The 13,721-nt window shown below is 43.0% G+C and carries 9 protein-coding genes; 4 read left to right on the top strand and 5 right to left on the bottom strand.

The features are described 5' to 3' along the window. Nucleotides 1–126: 126 nt before the first annotated feature. From MF4640_RS02165 to MF4640_RS02155, 3 genes are all read left to right on the top strand, one after another. The gene (locus MF4640_RS02165) at nucleotides 127–1,080 is read left to right on the top strand and encodes a DnaJ C-terminal domain-containing protein (RefSeq protein WP_078388551.1); all 954 of its coding nucleotides are present in this window, start codon (nucleotides 127–129) and stop codon (nucleotides 1,078–1,080) included. Nucleotides 1,081–1,090: 10 nt separating this feature from the next. Beyond that, nucleotides 1,091–1,447 (top strand): chaperone modulator CbpM, encoded by a 357-nt coding sequence (locus MF4640_RS02160; protein WP_004978810.1) that lies wholly within the window; start codon nucleotides 1,091–1,093, stop codon nucleotides 1,445–1,447. Nucleotides 1,448–1,519: 72 nt separating this feature from the next. Then, entirely contained in the window at nucleotides 1,520–1,780 is a 261-nt protein-coding gene (locus tag MF4640_RS02155; RefSeq protein WP_004692664.1) for a YdcH family protein, read from the top strand. A gap of 120 nt (nucleotides 1,781–1,900) precedes the next feature. Here MF4640_RS02155 and MF4640_RS02150 read toward each other — a convergent pair whose 3' ends face one another. The 3 genes from MF4640_RS02150 to rpsO form a co-directional block, all read right to left on the bottom strand. After that, nucleotides 1,901–3,136: a magnesium transporter CorA family protein gene (locus MF4640_RS02150; RefSeq protein ID WP_078388550.1), complete on the bottom strand. Its 1,236-nt coding sequence runs from the start codon at nucleotides 3,134–3,136 to the stop codon at nucleotides 1,901–1,903. 142 nt (nucleotides 3,137–3,278) lie between these two features. Further along, nucleotides 3,279–5,366 carry a polyribonucleotide nucleotidyltransferase gene (pnp, locus tag MF4640_RS02145; protein WP_171263840.1) on the bottom strand — a complete coding sequence of 696 codons (2,088 nt, stop codon included), beginning with the start codon at nucleotides 5,364–5,366 and terminating at the stop codon, nucleotides 3,279–3,281. Nucleotides 5,367–5,626: 260 nt separating this feature from the next. Continuing rightward, nucleotides 5,627–5,896 carry a 30S ribosomal protein S15 gene (gene rpsO / locus MF4640_RS02140; RefSeq protein ID WP_004692669.1) on the bottom strand — a complete coding sequence of 90 codons (270 nt, stop codon included), beginning with the start codon at nucleotides 5,894–5,896 and terminating at the stop codon, nucleotides 5,627–5,629. A 251-nt stretch (nucleotides 5,897–6,147) separates the two neighbouring features. On the opposite strand from rpsO, the gene MF4640_RS02135 reads away from it, so the two are divergent. Next, complete coding sequence (locus MF4640_RS02135) at nucleotides 6,148–7,446, top strand: serine hydrolase domain-containing protein (protein WP_078388548.1); 1,299 nt, start codon at nucleotides 6,148–6,150, stop codon at nucleotides 7,444–7,446. 697 nt (nucleotides 7,447–8,143) lie between these two features. On the opposite strand, the gene recD is transcribed toward MF4640_RS02135, so the two are convergent. Then, nucleotides 8,144–9,928, bottom strand: coding sequence for an exodeoxyribonuclease V subunit alpha (gene recD / locus MF4640_RS02130; protein ID WP_078388583.1), 1,785 nt, complete (start codon nucleotides 9,926–9,928; stop codon nucleotides 8,144–8,146). A gap of 39 nt (nucleotides 9,929–9,967) precedes the next feature. After that, nucleotides 9,968–13,720: a UvrD-helicase domain-containing protein gene (locus tag MF4640_RS02125; RefSeq protein ID WP_078388547.1), complete on the bottom strand. Its 3,753-nt coding sequence runs from the start codon at nucleotides 13,718–13,720 to the stop codon at nucleotides 9,968–9,970. Between the last annotated feature and the right edge of the window lies 1 nt (nucleotide 13,721).

Raw genomic sequence — 13,721 nt, 5'->3', positions numbered from 1 at the left:
AAGCCCCTTTCATCGGGGCTTTTTTCTTGTCATGTTTTGAAACAATAAGGAACATATCTTTACTGTTGAAATCTGCTGAAAGGCTGAATAATGATTGAAACTTAATCAATTTATTTAATCTTATTTATGCCGAAGAACCATTATGAAATACTCGGTTTAACGCGAGATGCGACCGCCGAACAAATTAAAAAAGCCTATCGAAAATTGGCACGTAAGTATCATCCCGATGTCAGTAAGGAGCCTGATGCTGAAGCACGTATGCAAGAATTGAATGTCGCCTATGACACCTTAAGTGATGAAACGAAAAAAGCAGAATATGACTTTGAACTCGATCATCCGCAAGGCTCACAGCAATTCAACCCCAATGCAGGCTTTGGCGGTTTTGAAGATGCATTTCGGAATGCCCAAGGTGGGCAACAGGCACATGATTTTTCAGGATTTGAAGACTTATTTGGCCGTTTTGGTTCAGGTTTTGGAGGATCAAACTATCAATATCAACGCCAAAATAGCACACGCCATAAAGGCGAAGACCAACATGCGCGTTTAGAGGTCGATCTTGAGGTTGGATTCCACGGTACCACCCAAACTATTACCTTACAAATTCCTACTTTAAATGCCTATGGTGAAGCGGAAATTCAGCGCAAAACGCTGGAAGTTAAAATTCCCAAAGGCATGAAAGAAGGGCAACAAATTCGCTTAAGTGGTCAAGGACAGTCAGGTATTCAGGGTGGTGAAAATGGCGACCTGTATATCGAAATTTATTACAAAGATACGGAGACCACACGCGTTGAAGGAGTTGATGTCTATCACCAACTGAATATCAGTCCTTGGGAAGCCGCTTTGGGGCAAAGCATCACCGCCGCGCTCCCTAATGGTCGGACATTACAAATTCAAATTCCGAAAAATGCCAAAACGGGGCAGCAACTCCGTTTAAAAGATCAGGGGATTCCAGCCAAAAAGGCAGGACATTTATATTTAATTTTAAACATTGTTCAACCTCCTGCGCAGAGTGAGCAAGAACAGCAAGCCTACCAAGCCTTTGCTGAAGCCTTCCCTCACTTTAAGCCGCGTCAGTCTTAAGGAGAAAGTTATGACGACTATTCAATATCGTGAAATTATTTTAGACGGATGTCGACACGCTGAAATTGTTGATGAACAACATAGCTTTGATTTAAAGCATTTTGCTGAAGCCTGCGGACAAAGTCCTGAATGGGTTTTACAGCTGTTGGAATATGACATTCTGCCTAACCGACCCGATAACCGCATTCACCAATTTTTTGGTGATGATGTCTCACGTGCACGGCGAGCCTATCGCTTACAACGTGACTTTGATGCCAGCTTTACTGCAGTCGCAATGATGCTGGATTTGATTGAGGAAGTTCAAAAACTTCGTCGTGAAGTAAAACATTTACATCTCACTGACCCAGTTCAAACGACTCAACACTAGTTCTATAAAGAAAGATGGGCGCATGCCTTTCTTTCTTTTTTTATTTTTGAATAAGAGGATTAGACGGCAACCATGAAACTCAAAGTTTGTAATAAAAAGACTAAGCTCATGTTTCCTGAATACCGAGACATGATTCAACAGCTTAGAGAAGACAATCCGCATTTTTCTAAAATGTTTGACGACCATGAAGCTCTCGATCAGGAAATTTGTTTACTCGAACAAGACCCTGTCAGGATTCATCGTGGAGAGATTGAGCCCCTCAAACGCAAAAAGTTGTTCATTAAAGATCAGCTTTACCGGATTTTAAAAGGAGCCCAGTTAAAAACCTCTTAAATTAAATCTCCCTGCGACGCCCATATATCCGAATAATAAATTGAACAAGGATAGCGTCAGCATATAAAGAAATACCTTAAAGCCCATTGGCTTTAATGGTCTATGCGGAAAATCACCGAATTATTTTAATTTGGTGATTTTCTCTAAATCTTTGATGGTGCCCTTCACCGTTTGCTTGATCGGCTCATAATCGATGAACCAAAATAAATTCATATGTTGATCCGCATGCTGCTGTGCCAACATATCAATAACACTTTTTTCGCCACGCCCGACCAAATGACGTCGATAAAAATAATACAGCAGAATCAATGTCGTCATTAACATGATACCCAACATGATCCAAAATCCTGTTGGGGACTTCAGCCCCGGAATAAACTCGAAGTTCATACCATACACCCCTGTCAACAAGGTTAGCGGCGCAAAAATCGCGGTAATAATGGCTAAAATCCGCATGTTTTCATTGGTTTGATTGGCAATGGCTGAAAAATGTAGATCAATGGCTGCTTGGACTGCATTTCTCAAGCGAATGGTATGCTTTTGAATACGTTCAATATGACTGGTTAAATCATCGACACGTACTAGCATGATGTCTTGTTTTTCGCTACGCTTTTTCCCTTTCAAGTGCGAATAGTTATCGACAATTTCATCGCGTAATTCCTGCAAAGTCTCAATTTGTTCTTCGCACAAATTTTCCACTTGTTGGAAAGCCATATTCTCTTGCAACAGTTGATGCCACTTGGTAAAACGACGATGCCCTTGTAAAAGCTCTTGCTGCCAAAACTCTACTCGACGTGTCAGCGGCACACGTAAATCAAGATGACCATCTACCATATTATTGAGCAGTCTCAAGGTCAAATCTAAAGGCGTTGCGGGTAATTTTCTTGGCTTATTATGCTCCTCAATCGGACGGCTCAGTACCGTTTCCATACGCTGAATATAGCTTTCAACTTCTTTATTGCCCTGCTCTCTAACCGTAATCAAGACTTGCGGCGTGAGCATAAAACTAATCGGGGTCGTCGCCAGACCAAAAACCCGTTCATGTTTTTCAGCCGCTTGCGTATCAAGCTTGATTTGATCATCAGGTGTGATCAGCTTACGAAAGATCAGTAAGTCGTAATCTTCCAAAGTATCAAAGGCACAAGGGTGGTCTAAATTGAGAATATCGCGCAGATGATATTCATTCATCCACAGTCCCGTTGCCGCATAAATGTCCTGCTGCCAATGTTCTGCCCGATTAACCACATCGTCACGGCTACACTCCACCCAAATAAACTCGGCTTCCTGCTCTGCAATTGGCTGTTTCTGCACATAGGTATGCTGTGCTGTGGGATGTTGATAGAAATAATAGCTTTGCATATCTCATTTATTATTGTCTGTCTTAGCCAGCATGATGCCATAAAAAAAGCCCTGAGCAAGCCAAAGTTTACATTGGCCAAGCTCAAGGCTTTTCTAAGACAACTCAATTCACATGGCAAACACCATGTGAATTGACAAGAGATTAAACTTGTTCGATGTCTTTCATCGTCAATTTGATACGACCACGGTTGTCTACATCCGCAACTTGTACCTTAATTTCTTGACCTTCTTTCAACACGTCTGCCACGTTTGCAATACGCTCGTTCGAGATTTGTGAAATGTGAAGTAAGCCATCAGTACCTGGAAGGATGTTTACAAACGCACCGAATTCAACGATACGAATGACTTTACCGACGTAAATCGTACCTGGTTCAATTTCAGCAGTCAGTGCTTGGATTTTTGCAACTGCAGCAGCAGCAGCAGCTTTGGTTTCACCAAATACACGAACGGTACCGTTGTCTTCAATATCAATTGCAGCTTTGGTTTCTTCAGTAATAGCACGGATGGTCGCGCCACCTTTACCAATCACGTCACGGATCTTGTCTGGGTTGATGTTGATCACTTGGAATGTCGGGGCATGCATTGAAATTTCAGGACGAGCGCGTGAAATCACTTGGTTCATTTCGTTCAAGATATGCATACGACCCGCATATGCTTGGTTCAATGCCGCTTCCATGATCTCTTCAGTGATACCTTCAATTTTGATATCCATTTGAAGCGCGGTAATACCGTTCGCAGAACCAGCTACTTTAAAGTCCATGTCACCTAAGTGATCTTCGTCACCTAAAATGTCAGAAAGAACTGCGAAACGCTCGCCTTCTTTCACTAGACCCATTGCAATACCTGCAACTGGCGCTTTCAATGGAACACCTGCATCCATAAGTGATAATGAAGCACCACATACAGAAGCCATTGAAGATGAACCGTTTGATTCAGTAATATCCGATACGATACGAATCACGTACGGGAAGCGATCAGCCGCAGGAAGAACAGCTTGAACACCACGACGCGCCAAACGACCGTGACCAATTTCACGACGCTTAGGACCAGATTCACGACCTGTTTCACCTACAGAGTATGCAGGGAAGTTGTAGTGCAACATGAAGTTGTCAGTTTTAGTACCAGCTAGGGTATCAACCATCAACGCATCACGGGTATTACCCAAAGTTGTTGTTACCAACGCCTGTGTTTCACCACGTGTGAATAATGCAGAACCGTGTGCACGGTCTAATACACCCACTTGAACATCAATGGCACGCACTGTTTTGGTGTCACGACCATCAATACGTGGTTTACCAGACAAAATGTTGTCACGTACCGTACGGTATTTAAGGTCTTCGAATAATTCGTCAACTTCAGCAGCAATGCCAGTTTCATCATTTTCAGGAACGAACTGAGTAACAGCTTCTACGTGAAGTGCATCTAATGCTGCGTAACGGTCTTGCTTAACAGCAATGGTATACGCTTCAGAGATTTTCGCTTCAAATGCATCTTTCAATTTGCCAAGAAGCTCTTCATTTTTAACTGGCGCAACCCAAGTTGATTCAACCGCACCCGCAGCAGCAGCAAATTCTTTAATCGCTTGAATTGCAATTTGCATTTCGTCATGACCGAAAAGTACAGCGCCTAACATTTGGTCTTCAGAAAGCTCTTTCGCTTCAGATTCAACCATCAATACAGCAGCTTCAGTACCTGCAACCACAAGGTCAAGATCAGATTCTTTAAGCTGTTCTAAAGTTGGGTTAAGGATGTATTCACCGTTGATTAAACCAACACGTGCGCCTGCGATTGGGCCTGCAAATGGAACACCAGCAATAGACATCGCAGCTGAAGCACCCAACATTGCAGCGATATCGCCTTCCATGGTTTTGTCAGAAGAAATAACAGTCGCTGTTACTTGGATTTCGTTGTAGAAACCTTCTGGGAACAATGGGCGGATTGGACGGTCAATAAGACGTGAAATTAAAGTTTCAGCTTCAGACTGACGACCTTCACGTTTACCGTAACCACCTGGAATACGACCTGCGGCATATTGTTTTTCTTGGTAGTTAACAGTCAACGGGAAGAAGTCTTGGCCTGCTTTTGCTTTTGGTTGAGCAACGATTGCAACAAGAACCTGTACACCACCCATGGTGATCACAACAGTGTTTGCTTGACGAGCAACACGACCAGTTTCTAAAACAACCGTGTGTTGACCATATTGGAATTCTTTACGAATAATATTAAACATAGACATGTATTTTTCTTTCCTGATTTTTATTCTAGTGGAGACCCCTAAGGTTTGGCATTCACATCGCCATTTCAGGCAACTGTATAAATGACAAAGCTTAGAAGCCGACCTCACCAGAGACTAAAAATATGATTTTAAGACACAAAGAAGGAGCGAAACATTCGCCCCTTCCCCATTACCTCACAGAAGCAAGGTAGACTTTCTTTTTCAGTAATAAAGCATTCAAAATGCGATAGTCCGAAAATAAAAGTTTAATCGAATTAACGACGTAAACCTAAAGCAGCAATCAAGTCGCTGTAACGAGTAGCGTCTTTACCTTTAAGGTAATCAAGAAGCTTACGACGTTGGTTAACCATACGGATAAGACCGCGACGGCTATGGTGGTCGTGTTTGTGCTCTTTGAAGTGACCTTGTAAATCATTGATTTGAGCAGTTAAAAGAGCTACTTGAACTTCTGGTGAACCAGTGTCGTTTTCAGCGCGAGCAAATTTAGCAATGATCTCTGCGCGATCTGCGTTTGTTAAAGCCATTCGATTTCTCCGAGATGCTTATAAGTTACATTTGATACAAATCAAATTGATTCTTCAAAACCAAGTTGACTGCCGTGCATCACTACAGCAAGGCATTATTTTAAGGGATCTAGCGCTATATTGCAAAAATGTTTTATGTTCGCAGTCAATTCAGCAACTGACGGCTTTGCACAAATCATGCACAATCATGACAATTCTGATTTTCAGTATCAGACTCAAATCCAATAAAAACGAAAAATAGAGAGAAATTTGTGAAAATTTTATCTGCCAATACCTGTTATGTTCCCCATGACCTCAACCACGTGATTCGCTCTAAAGATGAGGTCTCCGCTACCCTGGGTGGCATGAATGACGCACAAATTCAAAGCATTTGGGCCAGTGTAGAGTCCCTATATAAAACAGGAAACTACCCTTTCATCAGCCTCTGTTTACGTCGTCAGGGACAAATATTGTTAAATCGCAGCATTGGTTATGCGCAAGGTAATTCACCCGATGGTTTAGCGGCAGATGCGAAAATTGGCACACCCGATACCCCAGTTTGCTTATTTTCTGCCTCTAAAATCGTCACAGCCATGCTGATTCATATGTTGGATGAACGCGGCGATCTAAATTTACTCGATCCGATTAGCCACTATATTCCCGAATATGGCGTAAACGGTAAACGTCGTGCCACCATTTTCCATTTGCTCGCTCATCGTGGTGGTATTCCTCGCATTGACAGTAAAGTCACGCCTGAACTATTGTTTAATCAAGATCAAATTTTAGAACGTCTTTATGCGGCACAACCCGTTTCAGCTTCGGGCACACATCTGGCGTATCACGCCGTGACGTCAGGTTATATTTTAGGGGAAATTATTGAGCGGGTAACAGGTCAAACGGCCCGCGAATTTCTTGCAGAAAATATCGAAAAACCCATGGGCTTAGATTATTTTAACTATGGCCTAAAACCTGAGTATCGAGCGGATGTCGCTTTAAACTATGCCACAGGTCTACATCCACGTTTAGGCACAGACCATTATCTCAATCGGGTACTGGGCGGTGGTTTACAGTTGGCGGTCGATGTGACCAATGATGCGCGCTTTATGGACACGATTTGCCCAGCGGGCAACATTTATACCAGTGCGGAACAAGCTGGTCGTTTCTTTGAAATGCTCTTGAGTGGTGGCGAATACCAAGGCAAACAAATCATGAGTGCCCAAACGGTATTTCGCTCGACCTTGGCCACGTCAGGAGTCAGTTTAGATCGGACATTATTAGTCCCGATGCGTTATGCCTTAGGCCCAATGCTAGGGAGTAATCCTATTGGGTTATTTGGACCCATGACTGGGCAAGCCTTTGGACATCTCGGGTTTTCCAATATTCTCTGCTGGGCCGATCCAGAACGTGATATTAGTGTATCGCTATTAACCACAGGAAAATCTGTCGTCGGGACCCACTTACCTGCTTTAGCGAAAACGCTTTATCAAATCTCAAAGAACTGTCCCAAAATCTTAAAGCACCAACGTCGCTCCTTATTTGCAACCGATCGAAGCGAAACAGACTTAGTCTGAGCATAAAAAAAAGCCCAAGTAAACTTGGGCTTTTTTGCGCTGTAGTGTTCTTTTATTTTTGTTCTTGTTGTTTTGGTTATCATTATAATAATGTGCTTTTCCGCGTCTTGTATTAAACATTCCATGTTTAATCATTTACATCCTTATGTGACACATTTTGCCACACAGAGCTAAAGAAAAAAGTCGTATTTCACTCATCTTTATGTAAGCTATTGCTTACATGAACTCCTCATTCTCTCCATTATTCAACCTAAATTTTTCTAAAAAATGCAATAATTAAAATTTAATAACTAAAAAACAATCACTTAAAAATATAAGAACTAAATTTAAAAAAGCATAACCGTGCAATACTGAGACAGTTTCTCTTCAATATTTAATCTATAACTGTATTTTATGCTTCGAGGAATGAATGGCTATTTTTTGTCACATTTTGCCAATTTATCAGATATAAAAAAGCCTTGTAGTCTCTCCCAAAACTACAAGGCTTAGCGGCTGTAAGTTTCCTCTTTCACCTACTTCACTGTAAGTTCGCTGTCTACTGACGTTATTATTATCTTTTTGCGATTATACTCAACATTCCGTGTTGAGCTCTTTATGTGAAGCCATCTTCTCAAAATCCTCAGCAAAGCTCTATGCGCAAATCTCCTGAATCCCTGTAAGCCATTTCGTACAAAGCTCCTATTTGTTTATTAAATCTTCACAATTGAATTTGTTGATTAATTTTTCTTGATAGACCACTTTCTCGGGTGGTTCGAGTCACCATAGCATGTACGAATGCATCGGCATCGACCAGTAAACTGACCACTTTTTTCGCCCGCGTAATTGCGGTATAAATCAACTCTTTACTGAGTAATTTTTCAGCCTGCCGATCTAAAACCACCGCGGTATGGGTGAACTCAGAGCCTTGAGATTTGTGAATGGTCAGTGCAAAAGCCGTTTCAATATTTTTGGGTAATCGTGTTGCAGCTACCCATTTATCCAAGCTGGGGAAATACACCTCAAATTGCAACTTGCCTTGTTGAACACGCTGTAAACACAGTCCAATATCGCCATTCGACACCCCTAACTGATAGTCGTTATAGGTCATCATCACAGGACGGCCCAAGTACCATTCGCCTTGTTTAATTTGTTTTGACTGTTCTAATAGGCGCTGCTCGATTTGCAGATTGAGCTGTTTTAAGCCGAAATGGCCGTGACGTATGGCGGCTAAAATACGGTAATCATCAAAATATTGAATCACTTTGGGTACGAGAGACTCATTAGGATTTTGCTGATATTGCTTTAAAGCCTCGACATAGCCCTGAAAGCCGAGCATCAGCAGATCATAATAATGTTGTAACTGCTCTGCAGATAAAGCTTGCTCAGGCAACAATTCGAGTTGTAGATAATCAACCTTGACCTGATCCAACTCAACCGCCTTCAACGTCGTGGCATGTACTACTTGCTGTTGAAAAGTGTGCAATACGCTCTGTTTTCCGGCAGGATGCATCATTAAATCAAAACAAGATTGCTGTTGAATAAATTGTGCCAACTTTCCAATTCGTGCATCTGATTTGAAACGACGGCTATTGACCAAATTGACTCTATTTTCAGCCAAAGCTGGAACCTGTTGTAAATTGGCGAGCACAGAGCCAACATCGACAGAAGCCAACTGATCGGCATCTCCCAATAAAATCAAACGGGCTTGATTCGGCATGGCAGCAAAGAGCATCTGCGCCAAATTTAAATCCAGCATTGATGCTTCATCAACGACAATCACATCATAAGGTAAAGGTTGTCTGCTATGAAAACGCGGTTGCTGCGTATTCCCTAAACCCAAAAGTCGATGTAGCGTCACAGGATTTAAGTTTTTCAAATCTGGGGTAACTAGGTCTTGTAACTTTTCATCCTGAAAAGAGTTCTGCAGGGCTTCTTTCATGCGCTGCGCCGCCTTACCTGTCGGTGCAGCCATCGCAATACGAATACCAGGCAGACTTTGCTTGAGCACCGCAATAATACGCGCCAAGGTATAGGTTTTCCCTGTGCCCGGACCACCTGTAATGATCGCGAGCGCCTGCTCGGCCACCATCGCCAAAGCCTGTTTTTGGTGTGGATCTTCTAGTAAATGAGCATAAGCTGAAATATCAACTTGCGTTAAGTCTTGCAGTTTTAACCGCGCCACTTGCTGGGCCAAGGACTGCTCTAAAGCCCAATAACGATACAGATATAATTGCTGTTGATCGTAAACAAACGGGGCTTTTTGTTGCTGTGCCTGCTGTTCATCCATCACCAAATCATCTAAGACTGTGAGGGCTTCAGCTGCAACCGAGATACAACTCTCACCGCGTAGCATGGCTTCAAGAACCTGTTGAATCATTTCACTACGTGCTTCGGTGAACCCTGTTTTACTCAGTGGTGACTGCTGAATAAACTGACTCCAACGCGTTAACCATGTATCTATCTCGACAGCCTGATCAATAGTGGCTTTACACACATTTTCCACACGGTTATCCTCAAAGTTATCCACAACTTAATTCTTTGTTTACGAGTGACTAATTTCACTTAATTCAGAAGTTTTGCCTACATGATTTTCAGTAGAAGTATCCTCAGCAAAATAACCCAAGATGGCATCTAGTCTTAAAATAAACTCTGGGCTAGCACGCCAACTTAAAACCCCTTGATCGGACTGCCCATTCATTCCTCTCAAATAAAGATAACTCGCCTGACCCAGATGTTCTTCAATGTCATAGTCCAACAAATTCACTGTTAAATAGCGATGTAAAGCCACCAAATATAAGCCCGCCTGCAACCAATAACTGGCATGTGACATATTCAATTGGATTGCATCATGATTGTAGCTCTGCTGATCCGCCCCTAAGAAGTTACTTTTATAATCGGCGATGTGATAACGCTGACCATCAAAATAAACCAAGTCAATCGAACCAGTCAGATAACGAGCAGAATTGGCTTCATTTAAGTCGAGCAGATCAATGCCGTATTCTTGAAACAATGCCTGTATGCGTTTAATCGCCAGCACATGATCGGACAATGACAAATAAAAAGGAAATTCAGCCAAGTGTTCATCGGCTTTAAGTTGCTTCAACTGAAAACCTGCATGCAAAGGCGTTTCTAGCACATTTGCTAACCACGCTTGCATCCACTGCACCAATTGAGTTTCATCATCCTGTCCAAACTCGTGTTGATATTTGCCCAATAACTCTTGCCACAGTAAGGGACTATCATTTTTAAAACGACGATGAATTTCCAGTCCCCAGTCACGTGAGTCCTGAAAATCAATATGCTCGAAAATTTCGTGCAGGAAGGTTCCCGCAGTCGTCCCCATTGGAAACTGCCGTTTAATCCAAGCCAAAGGCTGACTCAGCTCCACATCCTCAAGCACAGGATGATTAATCTCGTCATCCGCACTGCCCACTGTCTCACTCAAAACTGCTAAGGCATCCATTGCCTCTTTACGACTCAAATGCTGTGCCAACGCACTAAAACTGGTTTTGGAACGTGGATAAAAACGCTGTTCAGGAAAGGCCAAAGCTTGCAGTTGAATGATCTCTTGCTGCTCCGCTGGCTGTAAACGAATCGGCTTTTCGGCCAATAACGCTTCATCACCACTGGCAGGATGTTCAAATAGATTACCTGCTTGGCCACGCCAAAATGCTAATGCCGTATTTGATTTATATTCCTGATCTTGCAGCAAGGCATACACGCGGTGGCTGGCGCGAGTCAGTGCGACGTACCATAAGCGATGCTGTTCTGCTTCGGCTCGCTCATTGTGTTGATCAATCGCGGCTGGGTCTAACAGATTGGCATCATTTACTGCCACGATACGCTGTAACTCGCTCTGCCCTGTCGTCGGATTGATCTGTTCTAGCGTTGAAAAGTTTAAGGTTTTATTTATTTCCTTAAAGTCTTTGTCGGCACCCAGCAAAAACACAATTTTAAACTCTAGACCTTTGGACTGATGAATAGTCATCAACTGTACGCCTGTGGCATTGGAGAGTTTGCGTTCCAACTCCCACTCACGTTCCGCAGGCAAATGTAACTGTTTGAGATACCAATGATACAGTTTCTGCGCGCCTTGGAACTGCTCACTATGTTGGCTCAACAACTCAGTCAAATGCCGAAGATTAACCACAGTCCGTTCGTTGTCTCGGCTTTGGTAAGCCACCAAGTTTTTCCAGACTTTAAACAGATTTAAAGCGTACTGCCATGCACTTAAAAAGCCTTTATTGATCCACATGTCGCGGATGTCATCAAAATCCGCCATAAACTGGCTTAAACCGTTGGCTTGCTTTTCCAGTTCTAGTAACTGTTTTAAATCAATCGCCAACAGCCGGCTCAAAAGCGCACGGCGAACTTTGGCTTCATCAAAAGGATGCATCATTGCGGTCAATAACGCACCGACATCTTTCGCGACCTGACTTTCAAACACACTGCGTTTAGACGGACGGTTGACCAAAATTCCCAAACGCTCTAGTTCAAACTGAACTTTGTCCAAGCCATCATGGTTTTTCGACAACACCGCGATATCATTTGCCCCTATAAACTGTAGCGGATCATCTGCCACATACAGTTGCTGTTGAATGCCTTGGTTGATTAAATCACGAATTTTCCATGCCACTTGTTGAGCTTCATTTTTTTTGTCTTCAAGTAATAGCCAGCGCAGCGGTATATGGTTTTCACCCTGTGCATCGACCAAAGCGGGATGTGGTCGAGTCCCTGCTTCTACAGGCTGGTAATAGACCTGCTCACCAAAGTCCTGTTGGCGTTGAAATAAAGCATCCACCACCTGTACCAGCTTTTGCACAGAGCGATGATTATATTTCAAACTATACTGCCGACCTTGCTTTGCCAAAACATCTAAACGTGCCTTGTTATAGGTCAGCATGTCCCCCCCACGAAAGCCATAAATAGCTTGTTTTGGGTCACCGACCATAATCATACAGCCTTGATGATAACGCTGTGCATCACGCCAAATCCGCGCCAACATATCATCTTGGTCTTGGTTGGTGTCTTGAAACTCATCCACTAAAATGAGTGGATAGCGTGCTTGTACAAACTGGGCAAAGCGCCGGCCTTGTTCGCCCTGTAAGGCTTCTGACAAGGTACGGATTTGCTGAGCAAAGGTCGTTTCACTCTTTTGCTGCAAGACTTGTGGTAATCGCTTTTTCACCTCAGAGCTTAAGTGATATTTTAAATACGCATCCAGCACATCCAAATTGAGCTCTAGCTCTGCCAACGCGTCTAAGAAACTGCGGACCTGTCGCCACACAGGATGCTGCTCAAACTGTTCCAGTACATCTACAGCACATTTGTTTAAGACTTTTTTCGTCGCAAGGTCAGTCAGATGTTTTAAGGTTTTTTCAAAATGTGGCGCAAATAAGGCATAAGCCCGCTGCTCTTTCAGCGCAGTCAAAAAAGCAGGTAAGTCCTGACATAGAATGCGCTGCATCAAAGCATCGGTACGCCACTTTTTCCCCAGCACTGCATGGTATTGCCCTTCGGGTGCATAATAGTCTTTCAAGCGTTCAATCTGCGCCACATCCAGCGTGGTAAATTGATCAATGGCCTGTTCAAATTGTGTCAAATCAAGTGTAGGTTTTTCTACCTGTTGAAACTGTGCTGATGCAAAGTTCAAACTATTTTCAACAATCGGCACATAAGCTTGTTCGGTTTTTAATTTTTGTTTTAACAGTAAATAATTCACCACAGGCTGCGGCTGTGCTTGAATCCACTCGCGTAATACGTCATGAATAAGCTGTTGAGTATAACTCTGCGCATCATCGGTGATATCTGCACGCTCAATCTTGCCACTTTCAAAAGAAAACTCACGCAGTAACTTTTGACTAAAACTGTCCAATGTCCCGACAAATAACTCATCTAACTGATCAATCACCAACTTCAAACGCTCTTGGGCAAAACCGACCCGCTGTGCATAATCTGTGAGTACTTTGGTAAAAAGCGGATCTTGTTCAGCGGCTATTTTGGCCTGTATTTCTCGCTCGGTCAGACTCTGACAACCTTCAAAATAACGTAAAGTTTCAATCAAACGTGCCCGAACGCGACTTTTCAGCTCCGCAGCGGCAGCACGGGTGAAGGTGGTTGCAATGACCTGATTCGGCAAATAGGCCCCGAGAAAAATGCGTACCATCAAACTGGATAAAGTAAAAGTCTTGCCTGTGCCTGCTGAAGCTTCAATCCAATGTAAGCCCTGAAAACTCATATCGGCAATGGGTTGATAAGACATGTTCGATGTAGTGACCTGAGACTGTGCTTTCATG

Source organism: Acinetobacter sp. MF4640 (assembly GCF_002018895.1).
Lineage (GTDB): Bacteria > Pseudomonadota > Gammaproteobacteria > Pseudomonadales > Moraxellaceae > Acinetobacter > Acinetobacter johnsonii.
Note: the sequence above shows the minus strand (reverse complement) of the source record. Positions and strands in the feature narration are given on the sequence as shown.